At 36.5% G+C, this 12,947-nt stretch carries 10 protein-coding genes; 8 read left to right on the top strand and 2 right to left on the bottom strand.

Annotated features, from left to right (window positions below; translation table 11 throughout):
* Window positions 1–165: 165 nt before the first annotated feature.
* Window positions 166–1,539: an AarF/ABC1/UbiB kinase family protein gene (locus tag KNQ97_RS00915; RefSeq protein ID WP_000070798.1), complete on the bottom strand. Its 1,374-nt coding sequence runs from the start codon at window positions 1,537–1,539 to the stop codon at window positions 166–168.
* Between the two features lie 236 nt (window positions 1,540–1,775).
* On the bottom strand, window positions 1,776–2,078 hold the full coding sequence (locus tag KNQ97_RS00910; RefSeq protein ID WP_000120630.1) for a hypothetical protein: 303 nt from the start codon (window positions 2,076–2,078) through the stop codon (window positions 1,776–1,778).
* 190 nt (window positions 2,079–2,268) lie between these two features.
* Here KNQ97_RS00910 and ybaK point away from each other — a divergent pair, with 190 nt between their 5' ends.
* The 8 genes from ybaK to KNQ97_RS00870 all read left to right on the top strand — a co-directional run bounded on the left by ybaK (window position 2,269) and on the right by KNQ97_RS00870 (window position 12,934).
* On the top strand, window positions 2,269–2,733 hold the full coding sequence (ybaK, locus tag KNQ97_RS00905) for a Cys-tRNA(Pro) deacylase (protein ID WP_000186520.1): 465 nt from the start codon (window positions 2,269–2,271) through the stop codon (window positions 2,731–2,733).
* Window positions 2,734–3,106: 373 nt separating this feature from the next.
* A complete protein-coding gene (locus KNQ97_RS00900) occupies window positions 3,107–4,891 on the top strand; it encodes an IucA/IucC family siderophore biosynthesis protein (RefSeq protein ID WP_253611679.1) in 1,785 nt (594 codons plus the stop codon).
* Window positions 4,884–6,317 carry a lysine N(6)-hydroxylase/L-ornithine N(5)-oxygenase family protein gene (locus tag KNQ97_RS00895; protein ID WP_002047435.1) on the top strand — a complete coding sequence of 478 codons (1,434 nt, stop codon included), beginning with the start codon at window positions 4,884–4,886 and terminating at the stop codon, window positions 6,315–6,317. Before KNQ97_RS00900 ends, KNQ97_RS00895 begins: the two co-directional genes overlap by 8 nt.
* 20 nt (window positions 6,318–6,337) lie before the next feature.
* Window positions 6,338–7,777, top strand: coding sequence for a DHA2 family efflux MFS transporter permease subunit (locus KNQ97_RS00890; RefSeq protein WP_253611678.1), 1,440 nt, complete (start codon window positions 6,338–6,340; stop codon window positions 7,775–7,777).
* Window positions 7,778–7,788: 11 nt separating this feature from the next.
* On the top strand, window positions 7,789–9,630 hold the full coding sequence (locus KNQ97_RS00885; protein ID WP_253611677.1) for an IucA/IucC family siderophore biosynthesis protein: 1,842 nt from the start codon (window positions 7,789–7,791) through the stop codon (window positions 9,628–9,630).
* 9 nt (window positions 9,631–9,639) lie between these two features.
* Window positions 9,640–11,550 carry an IucA/IucC family siderophore biosynthesis protein gene (locus tag KNQ97_RS00880; protein WP_253611676.1) on the top strand — a complete coding sequence of 637 codons (1,911 nt, stop codon included), beginning with the start codon at window positions 9,640–9,642 and terminating at the stop codon, window positions 11,548–11,550.
* 12 nt (window positions 11,551–11,562) lie between these two features.
* Window positions 11,563–12,333 (top strand): (2Fe-2S)-binding protein, encoded by a 771-nt coding sequence (locus KNQ97_RS00875; protein ID WP_001097748.1) that lies wholly within the window; start codon window positions 11,563–11,565, stop codon window positions 12,331–12,333.
* On the top strand, window positions 12,320–12,934 hold the full coding sequence (locus tag KNQ97_RS00870; protein ID WP_039207686.1) for an RraA family protein: 615 nt from the start codon (window positions 12,320–12,322) through the stop codon (window positions 12,932–12,934). The genes KNQ97_RS00875 and KNQ97_RS00870 overlap by 14 nt, the downstream gene beginning before the upstream one ends.
* The last annotated feature ends 13 nt before the right edge of the window (window positions 12,935–12,947 follow it).

Here is a 12,947-nt window from a genome sequence, read left to right as displayed (position 1 = left end):
AAAACTATGTCGTTGCTGACATTCAAAAAATGAGTAGATAAATGGTAAAAGCAAAATAGGTTTTGGTCTATATTTTTGATTTTATAAAATAAAATAAATTTTAAAAAAGAACTCTTTTGTTGGAATTGACTAGAATGACACGGAATCATTCTAGTCTTAATAATATTAAGCAAAGTTACGGATCATACGTCGTACATTTGTTTTGGCATCAATAACAGTCATAAATGTATATGCGCCAATAAACTTACGGCTAATAAACATAAATTCTTTTGGAGGAACCGAGAAATATCGAGACGCCATTGATTTGCTTGCTTGCTGCATAACACGACTATGTAACTGGCTCTTTTTCCAGTCATAACGTTCATGTTCATCCATCAGCCCAGCTGGCATATCTGGATTATTTGCAGGGGTACTGAATGCTTCTGTCGCAAGTAAAAAGACATCGGCCATGCCGGGTTTAATACTTTCAGGCATTGCATCGAAAAACTCATATCCAGTCATTGCTTGAACCATCGCATGTTTATCATGCTGATAACCCGCTTGTATAAGATTGCGTGCAACTGAGAGTAAATGTTCATCGAACTGACGGATCGCACCAAAGTCTAATAGTACAATTTTATCCTGAATGTCTTGGCCATTACCTAAACGAACAAGGTAGTTACCAAAGTTAGGGTCAGTTTGCATTTCACCCCATTCAAAAATCTCACGAACTGCAATCTCTAGTGAAGCTTCACCGAGTTGATTGCGACGTTCTTGAGGAAGGGAAAGCATGACTGGACTATTAATTGGCACGCCACGTTCAAAGGTCATACATAAGACTTGATCGGTACAGTATTCATCTACAATTGTAGGGACGATATAGCGCTCATCATCTTTTAAACGCTCAGCAAAGCGACGTGTTGTGGCTGCCTCTACGTGATAATTGACTTCACGATGCATCATTTCACGTACTTCATCGAACCACTGATCAAACTCACGAGTTTGAGGAACCATACGTGTAAGCTTAAGCATGTTTTTAAACAGGCTCATATCGGAGTCAATTGCATTCGCAACACCAGGGTATTGAATTTTTAAAACTAACTCTAAACCGTCTGACTTACGTGTTGCGCGATGAACTTGTGCCAGAGAAGCCGTACCAATAGGCTCATGGTCAATTGTTAGATCATTTAACTTAGAACCTAGTTGTTCTTGTAAATGAGGTTTAATTGCTGGCCAGTCTAAAGCAACAGTTTGGTTATTTAAGGTATTTAAAGCTTGAGTAATTTCTTCAGGTAAAAAATGTTCACCATAAAGCGCCATCATTTGGCCAATCTTGACAATAGAACCTTTTAGTTTGCCAATTTCAGAAACAAGATAATTAGCTTGCTCGCTCATTGCCTTTTTACGCTTCTTCTCTTTTTCTTCTTCACTAGAAAAGAGGGAAGAGGCACTTGCAGTAGCCCAACGTGTTCCTGCCAGTAAAGAAGCTTTCGCGATTGATAAGCGTCGATCCATGGAAGAAGTTTTTAAACTCTTAAGCTTATCGTTCTGATTTGACATGAAAATAGAATCCTATGCGCATCATGCAGCCAAACGCTGGTGATCTAAAATTGTAACGAATATTACATGTTTTGAACGTATTAAAATAGTTCCCTCAGACTGAATGGTGAGTTGAAAGTCTCATTTTAGATTTTAATTTTCTAAAAATAGCCTAAGCGTTAGTGAGAAAATTAAAATATCTGCCATTCAGAAAAATAAACTACTACAAAACGTCGTATCAGATGCTAACCGTAAAATTACATTTTAAACTGAATTTTCAATTCAGCCTTTTGCATTAAATGCATACGATTAGCTTGAATATGTTGAATAACCATTTGCTTGACGGAATCATGCATAAAACCAAGCGCATGAGCCTTTACAATAATGATGCTAGGCAGTGTATAGAAAAAGTACTTAACATCATCAAAAGTCGCATTATTAAAAATGCCTTGTTCGATTAAGGTCTGCTGTAAAAATTGCTTTTCATTTAATACATGATCTGAAGACTCATCCCAAAAACGGTGACGCATTGCCATCAGATTATTGTGTTTGTAACTCATAAATTCGCCAGTTCAGACTTTAAATCTCAACCAAATATATTGGAGTCATCTACTCAATATCAAGTTTAGATTGTTTTTTGTTCGGTGTTCGTTTGATTTTTCATGTAAATGATGTAAATAGCCTAAGCAAATTTTAAACTTTCTTTAAAATAAATATAATCAATATTATTTCATTAAAATTTAAACTCCTATGACTCCTGCATGTAGACTGTTAAAAAGCAACAAAATCGAATTTTCTATCCATGAATATGAACATGACGCAAATGCTAAAAGTTTTGGCTTAGAGGCTGCTGAAAAATTAAACCTTAATGTAAATGAAGTGTTTAAAACACTTCTGGTTACCGATGAGAAAAATTATTTTGTTGCGGTTATACCAGTTAACCATCAACTCAATTTAAAAAAAGTAGCTACGGCAGTGGGATGTAAAAAACTACAGATGGCAAATCCTAAAGATGCCGAACGTTTAACAGGGTACTTAGTGGGTGGAATTAGTCCTTTAGGCCAAAAGAAACGTTTGAAGACAGTAATTGATGCCTCTGCACAAGAGCTCAGCAAAATTTATGTAAGTGGTGGTAAGAGAGGGTTAGATATTGGTGTAAATCCTAAAGATTTAGCACAAATATTAACGGCGCAATTTGTAGACGTACTTGATTAAATTTATGAAAAGAGGACTACTTATTAATTTAAGTAGGAGTGGGTTGGCTCAAATCGGGTTTTATAATGAAAACCTATTGTAAATGAGAAGATTATCATTTAATACTATTGTTAAATTTAGTGAAGAAATTTACATTAAGTAATCACTCTTAGAATAAACATATTTAATTTCAAAAAGTTATTAAAAAAATAAAAATTATTCAGTATGTTGAATAATGAAATGATAATAATTATCATTAAGATTATTCTTAGCCTTACATTGGCTGAGTAGAAAAATCATAAACTAAATATGATTAAGCAGTTGTTTTTAACAAATTGTTAAAAAGAAATTTTTTTAAAACAAAAGCTTAAGATTCTGAATAGGATGTAGTCAGATGCAAGAACTTGCCAACCGATTGGCGATACAAAATTTCGTCAACGCTTATATGCAAGAGACTGGCAAAGGATATTTACTTTCTTTTGACCAACAAAGTTCAACTCAACAAGCGTTTAGCTCTGGTTTGACGCTGTTAACTCTTCCTCTTCCTTCTATACAAGCAGAATGTTCTGTACCTTTATCTTATGTAAGTCGTGTAGGACGCCATCGTCTCGCTGCTTTACCGAAAATGTGTATTGATGGTCAATGGCAAAAAATCAGTGCAGGAACCATTGTTAGTCTTTTACTTGAAGAGTTGGTTATTGAATCTCAATTCAAATTAGATGCTGCTTCATTGTTAGAAAAATGGATACAAAGCCGGGACGCGCTACTACAATTCTTAAAACAACGCCATAATGATTTCGATGATTTATTAAAGGCTGGACAGAATTTTATTGAAAGCGAACAGGCATTAATTTTGGGTCATAGTATGCACCCAGCGCCTAAAAGCCGGAATGGTTTTGTTCATGAAGATTGGTTGAAGTTTTCACCTGAACATGCTGGAAAAACTCAGTTACATTATTGGCTTGTTCATCAGAATTATATTGCTGAAGGTTGTGCAACTGAGCAGCCAATTTCAGATCAAGTTAAAGACGCAATCCGTTGGTATTTGTCCGAAAGCGATTTAAACCTGTTAAAGACTCATGTTGAATTTAAATTATTGCCACTACATCCTTGGCAAGCTCGTTATTTACAAGGTAAACCTTGGTTTGAGCAATTAAAACAAACAGGACAGTTAATTGATATCGGTTTACGTGGATGGCAATTTTCACCGACTACATCAATTCGGACCTTAGCAAGTTTTAACGCCCCTTGGATGGTTAAAACTTCACTATCAGTCATGATCACTAATTCAATTCGAGTGAATTTGGCAAAAGAGTGTCATCGTGGCGAAATTTCTTATCGTTTATGGCACAGTGATTTAGGTAAAAAAATATTAAAACAATGCCCAACATTGAAAGCAGTTAATGATCCAGCCTGGATAGCTCTGCAAATAGACGGCGAGATTATTAACGAGACAATTTGTATTTTCCGTGATCAACCATTTGCAGTACAGCAACAAGTCACTTGTATTGCATCTTTATGTCAAGACCATCCAAATAAAGAGTTAAATCGTTTTAATGCTTTATTTGACCAAATTGCTCAGAAAAATCAACAAACGAATTTTAAAGAAATTGCTTTGGATTGGTTTGATCATTTCTTGAAGATTGGCTTGGCTCCGTTAATGTATGTTTATCATAAATACGGTATGGCTTTTGAATCGCATCAACAAAATGTATTGCTTGAGCTAGAAGATGGTTTACCGAAAAATCTCTGGTTACGTGACAACCAAGGCTTTTATTATATTGAAGAGTTTGCAACTGAAATTGTAGAAGCATTACCAGATTTACTAGAAAAAGCTCATGCGGTTGGTCCTAAAGATTTTGTGGATGAACGCTTTAGTTATTATTTCTTTGGCAACACTTTATTTGGTTTGATTAATGCAATTGGAGCAACTGGCTATATCTCTGAAGATGAACTGTTAATCCATTTACAACAAAATTTACTTCAATTATTAGAGCAATATCCAGATAGCACATTATTACAGGGTTTATTGTTTAACGATTCTTTACCGTATAAAGGCAATTTACTTACACGTTTACATGAATTAGATGAGCTTATTGCACCATTAGAACATCAGTCCGTGTATGTGCAGCTACCAAATCCACTGTACGTTGAACAGAAGGATGTGAGTTATGCTTGATTTTATTGGAATTGGACTGGGGCCGTTTAATTTAAGTCTGGCTAGTCTGTTACATGATAAAAGCGGGCTGCAATATCGCTTTTTTGATCAGCGTGAGAAATTTGACTGGCATGCTGGTATGCAATTGCCAAACGCGATGTTACAAGTTCCTTTTATGGCTGATTTGGTTAGTATGGTTGAGCCAACCAGCCCTTTTAGTTTTTTAAACTATTTAAAACACCATCAACGTTTATATAAATTCTATTTTAGAGAAAATTTGTATATACCGCGTCAGGAATATAATCATTATTGTCAATGGGTTGTAGAACAACTTAACCATATTGAGTTTAGTAGCCATGTGCTGGATATTAAACCGATTAAAGGTGGATTTGATGTGGAGGTAGTGTGTAATGGGCACCACCAACATTATCGTACTCGACAATTGGTATTGGGAGTGGGTACAACTCCACATTTACCAGAAAGCTTACAACAGATTTACTCAAAATCAGGAACCTGCCTGCATTCATCAGAATATTTACAGTACAGCTCCCAGAAGTTATCAGGAAATGTAGTTTTAATTGGTTCTGGACAGTCCGCAGCAGAGATTTTTTTAGATCTATTTGATCGTCAGTATATGAATGGTCGAACTACACCAGACTTTCATCTTTATTGGTTAACCCGTTCTGCTGGTTTCTTTCCAATGGAAAATACACCATTCGGTTTAGAACATTTTAGTCCGGATTACATGCATTACTTTTACAATTTACCATCAGGTTTAAAGGCAGAGTTACCAGCGCAACAAGCAAATTTATATAAAGGTATTAGCAGTAAAACGATACGTGATATTTATGAGCGTTTATATCATCGTAGTATCGGTGGAATGCCTACAGATGTTACGTTGGCTGGACATCATCAACTGCAATATGCAGAGCTCTTAGAAAACCAGAAAACAAAGTTGTGTTTTGAACATCGTCAGCAAAATAAGAATTATATTCTGGAGGCTGATTGTATTATTGCAGCAACGGGTTATCGTTATCCAAACCCTAAGTTTCTACAAAATTTACAATCTTTGATCATACGAGATCAGGCCGACCATTGGCAGGTGGCTTCAAACTTTAAAGTCAATTATCAAGGTGAGGGATCTATATTTATTCAAAATATGGAAGTTTATCACCACGGCGTAGGTACACCTGATTTAGGCTTAGGAGCATATAGGGCAGCCACAATTGCAAATCAATTGGTTGGTGAAGAGTTATTCAAACTTGATCATTCTCAGTCGTTCCAACAATTTGGAGTGAATGCATCAGCGCAAGAAGAAGTTTCTATTCGCAATATTGCAGCCTCAAAAATAACCGAGTTTTCAAGACCCTTAAATAAATCAGGGCCAATGCATCATTCTGCTTTGGGAGCGTATGCACGAAGTAAATTATCTGAGCATATTGAATAAGCTGAACAGAGGATATGTGTATGGAACGTTCTTCTGTGTCCGCGGCTCAACCTCATGAGCAAAGTTTACAACGCTACGTACTTCTGACGGTTATGCTTGGTACAGGTACGGTTAGTTTAAATAACAGTAGTTTCAACCCTGCAATACCTCATTTAATGTCCTATTTTCAGGTAGGTGAGGTATGGGCAAGTTGGGTAGTTGTTGCCTTTTTATTAGCAATGAGTATCAGTTTGCCTTTAGCTGGATTCCTAAGCCAGCGTTTTGGTAAGCGGTCAATTTATTTAATTGCCTTATTGGGATTTGCTTTGGCTTCTACAGCAGGTGGTTTATTTAATCAGTTTGAATCGGTGTTGATTGCTAGAGCTCTGCAAGGCTTTTGTAGCGGATTAATGATTCCATTATCTCTTGGACTAATTTTTTCAGTTACACCAAGTGAACAACGGGGAAGTACAACAGGATTATGGGGTGCCGTGATCATGCTAACCTTAGCAGTTGGGCCTATGCTCGGAGCACTGGTTTTGGTATGGCTTAATTGGAAGGCCTTATTTTTTATAAATTTACCTGTTGCTTGTCTAGCATTAATTTTAGGCTATGTTTTTCTACCTAAAGAGCAAGGGGACAATAAGCAAGAGTTTGACTGGGCAGGATTCTTTTTTCTCGGCTCAAGCATAGTTTTATTACTTGGGACACTGAGCCAAATCCATCAAATTCAGGACTTATTTCAACCTCTATATGGTGTGCTTTTAGTTCTAAGTGTGCTGCTTTTTATAAGATTTATTTTTGTACAAAAGAATAAGTCTATGCCATTAATCGAGCCAGCTTTGTTTGCTACAAAGGGTTTCTGTTACAGCTTAGTCATTTGTGTGGCACAAACAGTAGGCTTATTCATTGGCATGTTGCTCATTCCACTATGGATACAGCACCTTCTAAAGTTAAGCCCGCTTTGGACTGGTTTTGCGCTAATGAGCAGTGCAGTAGTTACCGGTATTTGTAGTCAACCTGCCGGAAAATATCTAGATCGTTACGGTGCTGCAAAAATCATGTCTCTTGGACTAATGATTACCGTGGCTTCTTTTCTTTTGCTTGCTTGGGCACCTATACAAAATGTCTGGTTCATTGTGTTTTGTATGATATTACATGGCTTAGGAATGGGACTTTCTTATATGCCATCGACTACGGCAGGTTTGAACAGCTTACGCCAGCAGCAACAGCATCTAGTTACTCAAGCGGCCGCTCTAAATAATTTATTCCGACGTATTTTTGCTGCAGTGGCAGTCGTTATTGCCGCGTTATATCTTCAGCTAAGACAACAATCATTGCCGTTAAATACTCAAGCAATATTTACATCATTTCACACTATGCAGGAAATCTTTGTGTGTTGTGCAATTCTTATACTTTGCACTTTGCCTTTCGCATGGCGTTTTCCTGAACAGTACAGAATCGACCAATTAAAGAAATAGGATTAATAAAAATGGGACAATTACATCCAGTTTTATCAAATACACATGTGATTCAAAATGCTTTACAGGCTTGGCAGCATCCAAATTCGGATCAGGCAAAATATGTTGAGCAACGTGTTATTAAACAATTACTTCAAGCTTTAATTTTTGAAGATATTATTCATTCAGAATATGATGGAAAAAATTTTATTATAGAAGTACAAAATAGTCAGGGCCAAACCATTCGTTATGTCGCTGCAGGGCAAAGACAATATAGTTACAAGCTGGTACGTCTCGTCCGCAATCAGGATGTATTTCGTCAAGATGAAAACGGTCATTATCAGATTGCTACTTTAAATTTAGTTATTGATGAAATTCTTAGAACCATAACCGATGCAGCAAAAGTTGAAGATTTTATTTTTGAATTAAAACGAACATTTATTCATGATTTACAGTCTCAAGCATGTTTTGATCACTATGCTTTGCCGGCAATTCAATATCCATATGATATTTTAGAATCATATTTAATGGATGGTCATCCATATCATCCGTGTTACAAGTCACGTGTAGGTTTTAGTTTACAAGACAATGTACGCTATGGGGTAGAGTTCGCCCAACCAATCGCCTTGGTCTGGTTGGCTGTGCATCAGGACATTGTTGCAAAAAAACATTCAGAAGATATAGAACCAGATTCATTTTTTAAGGAGCAATTGAATTCACAAGAACAAGAGCTATTCCTGCAACATCTCTCAGATCGTGATTTGAAGGCTGATGAATATATTTGGATTCCGGTTCATCCTTGGCAATGGGAAAACCATTTAATTTCTATTTTTGCTGAAGAAATTCTAAATGGCAAAATTGTTTATTTAGGGCAAAGTCAGGATCGCTATTTAGCCCAACAATCTCTACGCACTATGACTAACTTGCAGCATCCGGAAAAGCCTTATATCAAACTGTCGATGAGTCTAACTAACACATCAAGCTCACGTGTTCTGGCTAAACATACAGTAATGAATGGGCCAATTATTACAGACTGGTTGCAACGCTTAATTAAACAGAGCAAAACCGCCCAAGAGCTTGATTTTGCTGTATTACGTGAAGTGTATGGTTTAAGCGTGGATTTTACTAAATTGCCAAAATCACATGCTCAACAGGCCTACGGCACAATTGGATGTCTATGGCGTGAGAGTGTGCATCAATATTTACGTGAAGGTGAAGATGCAATACCGTTAAATGGCGTGAGTCATATCCAAAAAGATGGGCAAGCATTAATTGCGCCATGGTTACAGCAATATGGTGTTGAATCATGGACACGTCAACTTTTGAAAGTTGTGATTACTCCTTTGATTCATTTACTTTTTGCGGAGGGAATTGCAACTGAATCACATGGCCAAAATATTATTCTTGTACATAAACAAGGTTGGCCAACACGAGTTCTTTTAAAAGACTTTCATGATGGTGTGCGCTATAGTCCAGCACATTTAGCACACCCTGAATTGGCTCCTGAACTCGATCAGTTGCCGCCTGAGCATGCAAAAACCAACAGTATGTCATTTATTTTGACAGATGATTTAAATGGTATTCGTGATTTTAGCTGTGCCTGTCTGTTTTTTGTCGCTTTAACCGATATTGCAATATTTTTAAATCAAAACTTTGATCTTCCAGAAAAAAATTTTTGGCAATGGGCAGCGGAAGTCATCCAAAATTACCAGCAGCAACATCCAGAGCATGCTTCACGTTACCAATTATTTGATGTTTTTGCCGAAAAATTGCGCATTGAGTCATTAACTAAACGGCGTTTATTTGGTGATCGTAGTATACAAATTAAATTTGTAGATAACCCGTTAGCTCTTTTTAAATTGCAGGTGAAGTGAGATTTATCTATGAATGCACTTCAGCCCGTTTATCAAGTAATGGACCAAGGAATCTTACAGGATTTTATCAATAGTCTTCTGGTTGAAACGATTATCCCTGAACAGTTTATTTTTGATTTTGCGACTGCCCAAACTGCGCTAAATCAACATGGCAAAAATCTTCAAGAAGTATTTAAAAACACGTCTGAACAATTTTCTTTTGTGCTATTACACGAAGAGAGTCGGCAAGGCTTGGTCATGTTTACGGTACAAAAAGGTATTACTCAAGCCTGGAAGCTTGCTAATGAAACAGAAGTTTTTCTATTGGAGCGCACAAATGATCATGTTCAGATCAATGTGATTGGGATAATAGAACTTTTTGAGTTTATTCAAGCGATAGGTCTTTTTAATCATTGTAGTGCTGATAAAGTTCAAGCCTTTTATGAGCAGCTGCAAAAATGTTTAAAGCAATATCATTTATTACAACAGCATCGGGTAAATGCACATGATTTATTGAATCAAAGCTTGGCACATAGATTCCGCATTTTAGAGCAATATGCAGGTTATCGGGACCGCCCATATCATCCTTTAGCCAAATTAAAAGAAGGCCTCAGTCAGCAAGAGTATATGCAATATTGTCCGGAATTTGCTCAAGAATTATCTATTCATTGGGTGGCTGTACATAAGGATAAAATGATGTTTGGTGAAGGGGTAGAAAATATTTTCAAACAACAGCCAAGCGAAATTTTTATTCCTCGTTCTGAGCGATATCAATTAAAACAGGAAATGTTTCAACGTGGGTTAAATGAAACCCACATTGCAATGCCAATTCATCCTTGGCAATTTGAGCATTTATTTCCCAAATTCTATGCGGATGATATTGCCGAAGGCATTTGTCATCCTTTGAATTTTATCTCTAAAGGAATGTATGCCAGTGCGTCTATGCGTAGCCTCTTATCAAAAAATGTTTTAGAAGAAAGTCTAAAATTACCGATAGGAATTAAAGCTCTTGGTTCATTAAGATTTTTGCCTATTGTGAAAATGATTAATGGTGAAAAAAATCAGAAATTATTACAGCAAGCCAAGGCAAAAGATGCTGTCTTAAAACAAAAATTATGGCTTTGTGAAGAAACACAATGGTGGTCATACTTACCCGAGAAGCAAAATGACCGGACAGCAGACAATGAGTGGTTATTTGTAGAGAAACCTACCCATTTGGCAGCTCAGCGCCGTCATATTCCAGCTGAATTATTGCAAGAACCTTATCAACTTATACCAATGGCAAGTCTTGGACATACAATTATGGATCAGCCTGCCATTTTTGATTATATTTTGCAGCTTCAACACAAGGACATAAATTCCAAGCAGATACTTATCGAGTTTGAGAAACTGTGTACATGTTTCTTTGATGTAAATTTGCGATTATTCCGCTTAGGGCTTATGGGTGAAATTCATGGGCAAAACATATGTCTTGTGTTGAAAAATGGCGAATTTGATGGATTGATGTTCCGTGATCATGATTCATTACGTATTTATTTACCTTGGGTAGAGCAAAACGGATTAAAAGATCCTAATTATTTGAGTCCACATGATTTTAAAAATACGCTTTATCATGAATCGGTAGAGGCTCTGTTATTTTATATTCAAACTTTAGGTATTCAGGTTAATCTAGGGTGTATTGTTGATAATTTAGCGAGTCATTATCAAATTGAAGTTAAGAATCTATGGTCTGTACTTGCTCATGCGTTACAGCAAGTTATTCAAAATCTAAACTTCCAGCCAGAGATTTTGGCCCAGCTCCAACATTTACTATTTGAAGTGCCTGAATGGCCATATAAGCAGTTACTTCGACCTTTGCTAGAACAAGATACACGGATTGGTAGTATGCCATCGGGAATTGGGAAAACCCGAAACCCACTTTGGTATGCCTTAAATTGTTAGTGATATCTGACGATGAATACGTCTTTTAAAATACAGGCAGAGAAGTGTGCAACTCTGCCTATATTGCAACAGCGTCTGAAATTAAATGTTCAAATACTACCTGAAAGTTCAACAACCTTAGATTGTCTGTTGAATGATGATGTATGTCGACAGGTGTTACAGGATTTTGCAACACGTATTCATGCTAAAAATCTAACTTGTGCGACCTCATTATTTGTCAAATATTGGTGTACAAGTTGGATCTTACCTTTTTTATATTGCCATGTGGCTGTTTTGCCATTTGTAAAATGGGATAGTTCAGCATTAGTTATAGACTTGCCGGAACAATGGTATTGGGATAGGACTTTACAGTTAAACCAAACAAGTTTTTATTCTTTTCAGATTATACATTTGCAAGAGTTTAATGACTTGATAGAACAACTGAATGTGCTATTTAAGCAGTTAGCGAAAATAGGTCGCGTACCTTATGTATTACTCTGGGAAAATGTAGCTGTTCGAGTAGTACAGTTTTATCATTCTTTTACAAATCAAAATCTAAATCCGGATATACAGTCTCGGTTAGAACAGCAAAAACAATTCTTTAAGTCAAAAGCTGCCGAAAGTTTTTATTTAACTGAAAATCCATTTGTGCGTTTATGGAATGGATGGCATCCAGAATTTAATACTTTTATGAGACAAAAATGCTGTTTTTATTTTCAGCTCGAAGAGGCTGAGCAGACCTTATGCCGTAATTGTCCCTTACGTTTAAAAGAAATCGGAAAATTTAAAGATGAATCAAATTGATACTAAAGCACTTGTTACAGCATATAAAGAAATAGCAACCTCTACTATTGGTCATGTACTTGATCAGGGATATATTCCTCAGGTATTCCCCTTAAGACCTGAAGATAAGGTGGTGGGGATTGTACGTACAGTTCGGATTGAATCGATCAATGCGAGTGGTTTAAGACAAGTCTTGATGAGTTGTCAACCAAATGAAGTTCTCGTTATTGATGCAAGATATGATCTACAACGTGCTTGCTGGGGAGAGCAAAGGAGCGTAGCCGCTATACACTGTGGTCTGGCTGGGGTTGTGGTCTTAGGTGCTATTACAGATCGGCAGGCTTTACTTAAACTCAAACTTCCTATATTTGCTCATACAACCAGTTGTTTAACCACTCGTAATGAAGGGGAAAGTCTCGTTGAAATAGATGCCAAGATTCATATTAATCATACCATCGTACAAACTGGAGATCTGATTGTAGGGGATGCAGATGGAATATTTATAATAAAAATGGATGTGGCACAGCAATATTTAAAAGAATTTCAAATGCTTGAGCAAAATGAACAAAATAAGAAAAATGAATTCTTTTTAAAAAATAACAGAGATGACTATTATTTTTAATAAAAATCATTCT

The organism is Acinetobacter sp. UC24323, from assembly GCF_024151445.1.
Lineage (GTDB): Bacteria > Pseudomonadota > Gammaproteobacteria > Pseudomonadales > Moraxellaceae > Acinetobacter > Acinetobacter baumannii.
The sequence above is the reverse complement of the archived record's forward strand: the minus strand, read 5'-3'. Positions and strand labels throughout refer to the sequence as shown.

What these genes read in the sequence shown, in the direction of transcription:
- KNQ97_RS00915 (WP_000070798.1), bottom strand. Translation starts at nt 1,539, where the DNA reads ATGTCAAATCAGAACGATAAGCTTAAGAGTTTAAAAACTTCTTCCATG.
- KNQ97_RS00910 (WP_000120630.1), bottom strand. Translation starts at nt 2,078, where the DNA reads ATGAGTTACAAACACAATAATCTGATGGCAATGCGTCACCGTTTTTGG.
- ybaK (WP_000186520.1), top strand. Translation starts at nt 2,269, where the DNA reads ATGACTCCTGCATGTAGACTGTTAAAAAGCAACAAAATCGAATTTTCT.
- KNQ97_RS00900 (WP_253611679.1), top strand. Translation starts at nt 3,107, where the DNA reads ATGCAAGAACTTGCCAACCGATTGGCGATACAAAATTTCGTCAACGCT.
- KNQ97_RS00895 (WP_002047435.1), top strand. Translation starts at nt 4,884, where the DNA reads ATGCTTGATTTTATTGGAATTGGACTGGGGCCGTTTAATTTAAGTCTG.
- KNQ97_RS00890 (WP_253611678.1), top strand. Translation starts at nt 6,338, where the DNA reads ATGGAACGTTCTTCTGTGTCCGCGGCTCAACCTCATGAGCAAAGTTTA.
- KNQ97_RS00885 (WP_253611677.1), top strand. Translation starts at nt 7,789, where the DNA reads ATGGGACAATTACATCCAGTTTTATCAAATACACATGTGATTCAAAAT.
- KNQ97_RS00880 (WP_253611676.1), top strand. Translation starts at nt 9,640, where the DNA reads ATGAATGCACTTCAGCCCGTTTATCAAGTAATGGACCAAGGAATCTTA.
- KNQ97_RS00875 (WP_001097748.1), top strand. Translation starts at nt 11,563, where the DNA reads ATGAATACGTCTTTTAAAATACAGGCAGAGAAGTGTGCAACTCTGCCT.
- KNQ97_RS00870 (WP_039207686.1), top strand. Translation starts at nt 12,320, where the DNA reads ATGAATCAAATTGATACTAAAGCACTTGTTACAGCATATAAAGAAATA.